Raw genomic sequence first — 8,846 nt, forward strand, 5'->3', positions numbered from 1 at the left:
TCATCAGCAGCAGCCGAAAGCTTTCATTCATTGAAACAATTAACTGCGGAGAGTTCGAATCGGAGCTTCCGCGAAGAGCAAACGGAACTTGTCGCAAGGCGGCGCTCTAAACCAAACCCTGCAAAGAACAAGACTCGCGGCAAAACCTTATATACACCCGCTGGGCACTTGCCTACTCTGGGGCGCTAAACCGTAAGATGAAAATTGATATTCCTTATTTTTCGGTTGAGTAACCAATAAATACTTTCAATTTGCCTGGAAACACCGGGTTCCGCCCCGGGTGGAGGAGAACGCGAAATGATGTCGATACGCGCCCGTTTGATCGGATTTGCGGGATTGGCCATGGTGCTCGGTTACGCGGCAACATTGGGCTATGTCGCAACCGCAGCCAGCCTGTCCGGCGGCATATTGACGCTGGCCGTCGTTATCGCCCTTATCAGCGTACTCGTTTCGCTCGGCGCGCTTCTCTTTGCCACGCAAGCAGTGCTCAAGCCGCTCCAGCAGATGCGCGACGACGTGCGCGAACTCGGTAGCGAGCGGGGCGACCTCAACGTACGTCTTGCCGTACACAGCAACGACGAAGTGGGCGAGACCGCCGATGCGATCAACGCCTTTGTGGCACGCCAGCAGGGTGTGCTGCGCGAAGTCCAGCGCGAGATGGAAGGCCTTGCCATCGGGCTGCACGAACTCTCCACCGTGAACCGGCAGATGGAGAAGGATACCAAGCAGCAATCGGACTTCGCGGCCTCCTCCGCCGCGACCGTGGAGGAAATCACCGTCAGCATCACCCATATCGCCGACAATGCGCGCGATGTCGACGACGTGGTTTCCGAAACCCAAAAGCTCTCCGAAACCAGCGCTGAAGCGGTGCTCCGCGTCTCGCAGGAGGTCGGCCATGTTTCCGAAGCCATGCAGCTGCTGTCCACCACCATGGACAACCTCGGCAAGCGCTCGCATGAGATCAGCGGCATCGTTGGCGTGATCAAGGACATCGCCGACCAGACCAACCTGCTGGCACTCAATGCCGCGATCGAAGCGGCGCGCGCCGGCGAGCAAGGGCGTGGCTTCGCCGTGGTGGCCGACGAGGTGCGCAAGCTGGCCGAGCGCACCGGATCGGCCACGGTCGAAATCGCCCGAATGATCGACTCCATGGGCCGCGAAACGGCTGCCGCAGTCGGCGGCATGGGTTCGACAGTGAGCCAGGTGCAGGACAGCGTAAACAGCGCCAACGATGCCCGCCAGCACATGCTGGAAATCAGCGAGCGCATGGCGCACGTGGTGGACGCCGTACGCCAGATCGCCGAATCGACGCTGGAACAATCGTCGGCGACGACGACGATGGCGCAGGCGGCCGAGCAGATCAACCTGATGGCACAGGCCACCGATTCGGCGCTGGGGCAGTCGGGCAACACACTCACCCAGCTCGATGGTCGCGCCGGCCAAATCCTGGATGTGGTCGGCCGCTTCAAGCTCGCCGATATCGAGGTGCTGCACTGGTGGCTCGCCTCCAGCGAGGCACGCGCGGTGTCCGAGGTGAAGGCGCTGCTCAACAAGATGGGTCACCACTGGATGGATGCGCATGGCGGCGGCGACAACCCCATGGCCTCGCTCAAGACCCGGGTGCAATCGGGCAACCCGCCAACCGCGGCCGCCATCGGCGGTGTGAAGATCCAGAACTGGGCCAAGGATGGCGTCTGTGCCGACCTCTCCGAGATTGCCCGCGAACAGGGCTGGTCGCGCGTGCTGCCGGCCGTGTTCGACCAGATGATCCAGCACAACAGCCAATACGTCGCCGTACCGCTGGGCACCGCACGCACCAATATGCTGTGGGTGAACGCGCAGATCGTGAACCGCCTCAATATCCGCCCGCCCCAGACCTGGGACGACTTCTTTGCCATGGCGGCAAAGCTCAAGCAGGCGGGTATCCCGGCGCTGGCGCACAGCGAGCAGAGCTGGCAGGTGGCCACCGTGTTCGAAGCGATCGCGCTGGGCCAGGGCGGCACCGACTTCTATCTCAAGGCCTTCAGCAAGCTCGATCAGGGCGCGCTGACCGGCCCGACTATGATCCGCGCGCTGGAAACGCTGAAGCGGCTCAAGCCCTATATCACGCCAGACCCGGTGGGTCGCGACTGGAACCTGGTGACCGCCGACGTGATCAACGGCCGCGCCGCGATGCAGCTGATGGGAGATTGGTCCAAGGCCGAGTTCGTACAGGCCGGCAAGGTACAGGGCAAGGACTACCTGTGCTGGCCAGCGCCCAACATGGCGGGTGACTACAGCTTCGCTGCCGACACGCTGACCATGTTCAAGCAGACCGACCCGCAGCGCATCGAGGCGCAGCGCGACTTCGTTCGGCTGCTGATGAGCCAGGAAGGCCAGGAGGTGTTCAACCTCTACAAGGGCAACATCCCGGCGCGCACCGACGTCAACCTCAGCCGCTACGACGAATACGCCCGCCAGTCGACCAAGGACTTCGTCGCCGCCGCCAACAAGGGCGTGCTGGTGCCGTCGTGGGCACACAATATGGCCGTGCAGGACAATGTGCGTTCGGCCTTCTTCGACGTGGTCGGCGCCTACTGGACCGACGATCGCATGAGCGCGCAGGATGCGGCACGGCGCTTCGCCGATGCAGCGCGGCGCTAGCCGCTGGCTACGTCGCAGTACGCTTCGTTTCGTGAACAAAATGCCCGGCTTGGTTCGGGCATTTTGTTGGGCGCTACATGGGCCGATCTCCGCTCCGATCTGCTCAATGGTGAGCATCCGCTGTTCCGGCCTTGCCCATCCGCTCGAGCACGTGGTGCGCCATGCCCTGCGCCAGCTCGTGCTCGCCCATGAATACGCGACCGATGCTTTCCTTGGCCAGCAGCTCAGCCTCATCCTCGCTGTGCGTGCGCACCACCACCTCGACCTGTGGATTGAGCTGGCGCGCGATACTGACCATCTGCCGCACATTGAACGCATCCGGCGTGGCGATCACCAGCATGCCGGCGCGGGCGATATGCGCCTGGATCAGCACCGCCGGTTCGGCCGCGTCACCCGACACCGCGGGCACGCCCTGCTCGCGCAGGCTCTCGACGATCTCGCGGTTCTGCTCGGCAACGACGAAGGGCACGCCCTGTTTCAGCAGCACTTCGCCGATGCGGCGCCCCACACGGCCATATCCGACCAGCACCACCTGACCCGTCAACAGGCCCTGGTCGGTTTCCATCGGCAACTCGGCCAGCGGATCATCGCGTTGCTCCAGCCGTCGCGCCAAGGTCGAGCGCGAACGTATCCAGCGCTGTGCCGGCTCGATGGCCTTGAATACGGCGGCGTTGAGCGCGATCGAGATCAGCGCGCCGGCCAGTACCAGGCTCTGCCCTTCCACCGGCAACAGCTTCAACGCCACCCCCATGCTGACCAGGATGAAGGAGAACTCGCCAATCTGCGCAAGGCTCGCCGAGACCGTCAGCGCGGTATTGAGCGGGTAGCGGAACGCGAGGACCAGGCCAAAGGCGGCGATGCTCTTGCCGACGATGATGATGGCCAACACCGCCAGCACCTGCAGCGGCTGCTCCACCAGGATGCGTGGGTCAAACAGCATGCCGACCGACACGAAGAACAGCACGGCAAAGGCATCGCGCAGCGGCAGCGATTCTTCCGCGGCGCGGTGACTGAGATCCGATTCACGCATCACCATGCCGGCGAAGAAGGCGCCGAGCGCGAACGACACGCCAAAGAGCTTGCCAGCGCCATAGGCAATACCGAGCGCAACGGCGACGACGCACAGCGTGAATAGCTCGCGCGAACCGGTGCGCGCCACCTGCCACAGCAGCCAGGGAAAGACACGACGGCCGATCACCAGCATCAGCGCAACGAACACCGCCACCTCGCCCAGCGTGCGCGCCAGTGTCCACCACAAATCCAAGCTGGAACCGGCCGCGGCCTGTTCGGCGCCCACGCCGCCCAGCATCGGCGCCAACGCCGGCAGCAGCACCAGTACCAGCACCATCGCCAGATCCTCGACGATCAGCCAGCCAACGGCGATCTTGCCATTCACCGACTCGAGCACGCCGCGCGTTTCGAGTGCCTTGAGCAGTACCACCGTGCTCGCCACCGACAGGCTCAGCCCCAGTACAAGGCCCGCGCCCAGGCTCCAGCCCCACCACCACGCGAGGCCCATGCCCATCAAGGTCGCCACGGTGATCTGTAGTACTGCACCGGGAAGCGCGATCTTGCGCACCGCCAGCAGATCGTCGAGCGAAAAATGCAGGCCCACGCCGAACATCAGCAGCATCACGCCGATCTCGGCGAGCTGCCCGGCAAGGCCCACATCTGCCACGAAACCGGGCGTGCCAGGGCCGATCAGTATCCCGGCCAACAGATAACCGACGAGGGCCGGTATCTTGAGGCGGGTACAGATAAAGCCGAATACCAGCGCGAGACCCAGCCCGGCGGCAATGGTGGAGATCAGGGATACGTCGTGCGGCACGCTAGGGAGCGCTCCTATGTTAGCAACGGGCTTGTGCGCGTCATGATTTGCGAATACGTCATTAAACCGTAAATCCACACGTTAGTTCACGGTGTATCCCCGGCATATCGAGCAAATAGCACCTCGATCCAGGCAATTACGTGGGGCACGCAGGCAAAACCCGGCAGGCGCTACAGCCGGGTCAACGCGATGCTGAATACGCTGGCCGCCGTTTTGATCGGGTCGTGGCGAACCGTGTGCCCCTGAAAGCTCGCAATGCGCGAACGGATCACCTGGCAACCCTGCGCGTGCAACCTGTCGTAATCGCCGGCTACGGGTTGTGCCGATTCAAGCCGATAGGCATCGCACACCACCTCGGGGATCGCCTCGTCGTTCACGATCACATGGTCGATGCGCGCAAGGCCATGTCGGAACAGCGCATCGAGGTGATCGGCCGCGCCGTAGCCATCGGTCTCGCCCGCCTCGGTCATGATGTTGCACACATACACGATATCGGCATGGGTGTTGCCATTGATGGCGGCGCACACCTCAGGCAGCAGCAGGTTGGGCAGCACGCTGGTATAGAGGCTGCCGGGCCCGAGCACGATCACGTCGGCCTGCTGCAGCGCCGCTACCGCCTCGGGTACCGCGACCACGGGCGTATCGTGAAATACGCGGCAGATCGGCGAGCCGTGGCTGGCAAGCTGCGACTCACCTGAGACGATGCGACCATCGACGAGCTCGGCCTTCAGCACCGTCGCCTTCGGCGACACCGGGTAGACCCGGCCCTTGATATCGAGCACGTGGCCGATCTGCTCAACCGCGTGGACGAAATCGCCGCCGTGGATGGCATTCATCGCACAGATCAGCAGATTGCCCAGTGTATGGCCTTCCAGGTAGTGCGCTTCGTCTTCGGCGGCAAAGCGGTACTGGAACAACTCGCCCAGCAACGGCTCGTCCTGCGACAGCGCGACCAGCACGTTGCGGATGTCGCCCGGCGGCGGCATGTTGAACTCGCGCAGCAGCCGGCCGGAGCTGCCGCCGTCGTCGGCCACCGTGACGATGGCGGTCAGATCGAGCGGAAAATGCTTGAGGCCGCGCAGCAAGGATGACAAGCCGGTGCCACCGCCCAGCGCCACCACGCGCGGATACTTGGCGATCATGCGGCCTCCCCGACCACCAGGGTTCTTGCCATGCTTGGCTCACGGATCGGCAGATTGCACAGCGCGGCGATCGCCGCCAGCGCGGCGTCGGCATACCACATCCATTGGTAGTCGCCGGTCTGGATCAAGGCGATGCCACCGAGCCAGGCGCCGAGAAAACCGCCGATCTGATGCGACAACAACGTCAACCCGAACAGCGTGGCGAGATAGCGCGTACCGAAGAGCTTGCCGACCACGCCCGCAGTCGGCGGCACGGTGGCCAGCCAGGTGAAGCCCAGGCCGATAGCAAACAGGTAGAACGTGGCCGCGCTCTTGGGCGCCGCAAGATACGCCAGCACCAGCAGCGCGCGCGAGCCATACATCCAGAACAGCACGTACTTGCCGCGATAGCGCTGCACCCACCAGCCCGCCGCCAGGCTGCCGACGATGTTGGAGAGCCCGATCAGCGCCAGCGACCAGCTCGCCACCGAAGCGGGCAGGCCGCACAGATTGACTTCGCCCGGCAGATGCGTGACCAGGAAGGCAATATGGAAACCACAGGTGAAGAAACCGGCGTGTAACAGCAGATAGCTGCGGTCGCCCAATGCTTCGCGCACGGCGCGCTTGAGCCCTCCGGGCGGCGCCGCATCGACGTGGCTGGCCAGCCCGGCGGACTGTGGCGCGCGCAAGAGGCCCACCAAGGGCAGCGCCGCGACGGCGACCAGTGCCAGCCCCCACATCGCGCCCATCCAGCCCACCACGGAGATCAGGCCCTGCGTGAGCGGGGCAAACACGAACTGGCCGAACGAGCCACCGGCATTGAGAATGCCTGACGCCATGCCGCGCCGCTCGGCCGGCAGGCGCTGCGCCAGCGCGCCGATCAGTACCGAGAAGCTGGCTAGCCCCGCCCCGGCGGCGCTGAGCACGCCCAGCGTGATATCGAGCCCCCAGCTCGTGGTGGCAATGGGCGTCAGCGCCGTACCCAGCGCCATCAGCATGAGGCCCGCCGCGAGCACGCGTGGCGCGCCCCAGCGATCGGCCGCCGCGCCGGCCAGCGGTTGCACCGCCCCCCAGGTGAACTGCCCGATCGCCATCGCCAGACTGATCGCGGCAATACCCAGCCCGGTGCCGTGATGCAAGGGGAAGACAAACAAGCCCAGCGATTGTCGGGCACCCTGTGACACCACCAGCAGCGACGCCGCCAGCAATACCAGCGTCCAGTCGCGCCGCGCGCTCGACCCCATGCGTGACTCCGGATGGCAAAGTGCACCAGCCTAACCGTGGCAGGCTGCTTTGGCTATCGGGTGGAGCCTGGATATCACCCACCGACGAGCCCGGTACGGGTGCGGAAATGGATGGGACTGCAACGTTCCTGGCCTGGCAACATGGCGGCGCAAAAGCGCCGCCCCTGGTGCTGGCCGGTAACTGCCAGCACCCCGCTATTCGACCAAGCGCACCTTCACCGGCTTGCCCTTGATCTTGCCGGCCTGCAAACGCGTCACCGCCTGGTCTGCCGACTCGGCCAGCACAGCGACGTAGGTTTGGAATTCAAACAGCGCGATCTTGCCGATCGCCTCGCCCGGCAGGCCGGCGTCGCCGGTCAGCGCGCCTAGCACGTCGCCTGGGCGTAGCTTCTGCTTGCGGCCGGCATCGATGCACAGCGTTGCCATCCGCGCCGGCATGCGAAAATCGGCATCGCCCTCGAGCTGCCCGGCGTCAGCCATGGGCAGCGCATGGTCGAGATAGGCTTCGATGCCTTTCTGCCGCTTGCCCTGGCTCGGCGACACCATGCTGAACGCCAGCCCGTGCTTGCCAGCGCGACCGGTGCGGCCGATGCGGTGCACGTAGACCTCGGGGTCGTACGGCAGCTCGTAATTCACCACGGCCGCCAGATCCTTGATGTCGAGCCCGCGCGCGGCCATGTCGGTCGCCACCAGGATGGGGCAACTGCCGTTGGCAAAAAGCACCAGCATCAGATCGCGGTCGCGTTGCTCCAGATCGCCATGCAGCGCCAGCGCGGCATAGCCGTCGGCACGCAGCGATTCGGCCAGCTTCTGGCAATCGATCTTGGTATTGCAGAACACCACGGTCGACACCGGCTGGTAGTGCGCGAGGATGGCTTTCAGTAGCGCCGGCTTCTCACCGTTGTCCTTGACCGCGTAGATGCGCTGCTCGATGTGCTTGCTGTCGTGCAACGCCTCGACGGTGACCCGCTCGGCATCGCGCTGGATCGCTGCGGAGAGTTGGCGGATTTCCTCAGGGTAAGTCGCCGAGAACAGCAGCGTCTGCCGCCTTTCGGGGCAGAACGAGATCACATCCTCGACCTCGCCGGCAAAACCCATGTCCAGCATGCGATCGGCCTCGTCGAGCACCAGTATGCGCAGACGCGCCAGATCGAGCGTCCCCTTGTGCAGGTGATCCTGGATGCGACCGGGTGTGCCAACGACCAGGTGCGCGCCATGCTCCAGCGACGCCGCCTGCGGCGCCAAGGGCGTACCACCGCACAGCGTCAGTATCTTCAGATTGGGCACATGCCGACCGAGTCGGCGCAATTCCTTGGCCACCTGGTCGGCGAGTTCGCGCGTCGGGCACAGCACCATGCCTTGCACCTTGAACAGCGTCAGGTTGAGCTGCAGCAGCATGCCCAGGCCAAACGCGGCGGTCTTGCCGCTGCCGGTCTTGGCCTGGGCAATCAGGTCGCGCCCGGCCAGCACTGCAGGCAGGCTTTGCGCCTGGATCGCCGTCATGGCCTCGAAACCGAGGCTGTCGAGATTGGCCAAGAGGTCGGCGGGCAGGCTGAGGCTGGCGAAGGTGGGGGCGGAACGGGACATGGCGATACCGGAAGGCTGGATGCTGCAGCATACTCGACAGCGGTTCAGGGCAAACGAAAAAGGACTTGAGCTTGCGCTCAAGTCCTTCTGGAATCTGGCGTCCCCACGGGGATTCGAACCCCGGTTATCGCCGTGAAAGGGCGGTGTCCTAGGCCTCTAGACGATGGGGACAGAGGCAGGTGAGAAAGTGGCGCGCCCGGAGCGATTCGAACGCCCGACCCTCTGGTTCGTAGCCAGATACTCTATCCAACTGAGCTACGGGCGCGCTGTTTCTTACCTTAGTTGCTACCTTGCGATGTTGCCATCGAAGGTCCGCTGGCGGAGACGGAGGGATTCGAACCCTCGATAGAGGTTTTGGCCCCTATGCTCCCTTAGCAGGGGAGTGATTTCAGCCACTCATCCACGTCTCCGTCAAGGGAAGCG

General features: G+C 64.3%; 5 protein-coding genes and 3 tRNA genes. 1 reads left to right on the forward strand and 7 read right to left on the reverse strand.

All coding sequences use genetic code 11. The features are described from left to right. Nucleotides 1–297 precede the first annotated feature (297 nt). On the forward strand, nt 298–2,643 hold the full coding sequence (locus NLI84_RS14285) for an extracellular solute-binding protein (protein WP_255991183.1): 2,346 nt from the start codon (nt 298–300) through the stop codon (nt 2,641–2,643). A gap of 103 nt (nt 2,644–2,746) precedes the next feature. Here the strand turns inward: NLI84_RS14285 and NLI84_RS14290 are convergent, their stop codons facing one another. The 7 genes from NLI84_RS14290 to NLI84_RS14320 form a co-directional block, all read right to left on the reverse strand. Further along, entirely contained in the window at nt 2,747–4,471 is a 1,725-nt protein-coding gene (locus tag NLI84_RS14290; RefSeq protein ID WP_255991184.1) for a cation:proton antiporter domain-containing protein, read from the reverse strand. 170 nt (nt 4,472–4,641) lie between these two features. Continuing rightward, nucleotides 4,642–5,613 (reverse strand): gluconeogenesis factor YvcK family protein, encoded by a 972-nt coding sequence (locus NLI84_RS14295; RefSeq protein ID WP_255991186.1) that lies wholly within the window; start codon nt 5,611–5,613, stop codon nt 4,642–4,644. Continuing rightward, complete coding sequence (locus NLI84_RS14300; RefSeq protein WP_255991188.1) at nt 5,610–6,836, reverse strand: MFS transporter; 1,227 nt, start codon at nt 6,834–6,836, stop codon at nt 5,610–5,612. Before NLI84_RS14300 ends, NLI84_RS14295 begins: the two co-directional genes overlap by 4 nt. A gap of 195 nt (nt 6,837–7,031) precedes the next feature. Further along, complete coding sequence (gene dbpA, locus NLI84_RS14305; protein WP_255991189.1) at nt 7,032–8,423, reverse strand: ATP-dependent RNA helicase DbpA; 1,392 nt, start codon at nt 8,421–8,423, stop codon at nt 7,032–7,034. Between the two features lie 95 nt (nt 8,424–8,518). Further along, nucleotides 8,519–8,594, reverse strand: a tRNA-Glu gene (locus tag NLI84_RS14310). 17 nt (nt 8,595–8,611) lie between these two features. Further along, nucleotides 8,612–8,688 (reverse strand) — tRNA-Arg (locus tag NLI84_RS14315). Between the two features lie 51 nt (nt 8,689–8,739). Next, nucleotides 8,740–8,833: transfer RNA gene (locus NLI84_RS14320), tRNA-Ser, on the reverse strand. Between the last annotated feature and the right edge of the window lie 13 nt (nt 8,834–8,846).

It is taken from the genome of Chitinolyticbacter albus (assembly GCF_024437655.1).
GTDB lineage: Bacteria > Pseudomonadota > Gammaproteobacteria > Burkholderiales > Chitinibacteraceae > Chitinolyticbacter > Chitinolyticbacter albus.